A 798-nucleotide genomic window follows, 5' to 3' on the forward strand; every position below is an offset into this window, starting at 1 on the left:
CCGAACACGTCGTCCTCCCAGAGACTGTGATACTCGACGGCTTCCGGATCGGCGGAGAACTGCCGGCCGTTGATGGTCTCGTTGTACTCCTTCGTCAGCGCGTACCGGTCGAATCGGTCTGCCATCGCCTCGTGGGCGATCACGTTCGGCTGATCTTGGCCTTCGGCGAGGAACTCGTCGAGACCGAAGGCGTGATCGATGTGGCCGTGCGTGTAGATGGCCGTGTGGACGGGCGAATCGGTGTGTTCTCTGAGTGCCGCCGCCATCTGCTGGGAGAGCGGGGCGTATCCAGTATCGATCAACACCAGCCCTTCGGCCGTGTCGAACGCCGTCGCGTTCGAGAACGACGTACACTGATAGGTGTCCGCGACTACCTCCGTGACGTCCACCCCGATCTCGAAGTTGTCGATGTCGAAGATACCGACCGCGTTCTCCGATTTCTGAGACATACACCTGCTCTGAGTGTGTGAGATAATAGCATCTTCCGCTTGGCATGATGGGGTGATATATAAACCGCACCCGGACTGGCGGAGACGGCCGGGGAACGGATGGACGGTGCGACACGCCCGCCCGGCCCCGACCACCCTCCCGGAGCGGTTCCCTCGTGGCGGGGAGCGGGGTCAGTTGACCACGCGGTTGGGCGGATGGGGCGCCGGGTCGACTGCCGCCACCCCTGCCGTCTCCGCCCCGCCTCCAACCGGCGGGGCGGCCCCCGGCCCGCCCGGGGGGGGGGGGCCCTCCCTTGGGGTCCCGGGGGCCCGCCAGCAGATGTTGTGCGCCCACCCGGCGCTGTCCGGG

Annotated in this window: 1 protein-coding gene; it reads right to left on the minus strand. The window is 66.4% G+C overall.

The window, feature by feature from the left end; all coding sequences use genetic code 11:
- Nucleotides 1-449, minus strand: a 449-nt coding sequence (locus QT222_RS00405; protein ID WP_491475937.1) for an MBL fold metallo-hydrolase, incomplete at its 3' end; no start/stop codon positions are given.
- Nucleotides 450-798: the final 349 nt, after the last annotated feature.

Source organism: Haloferax sp. s1 (genome assembly GCF_058382125.1).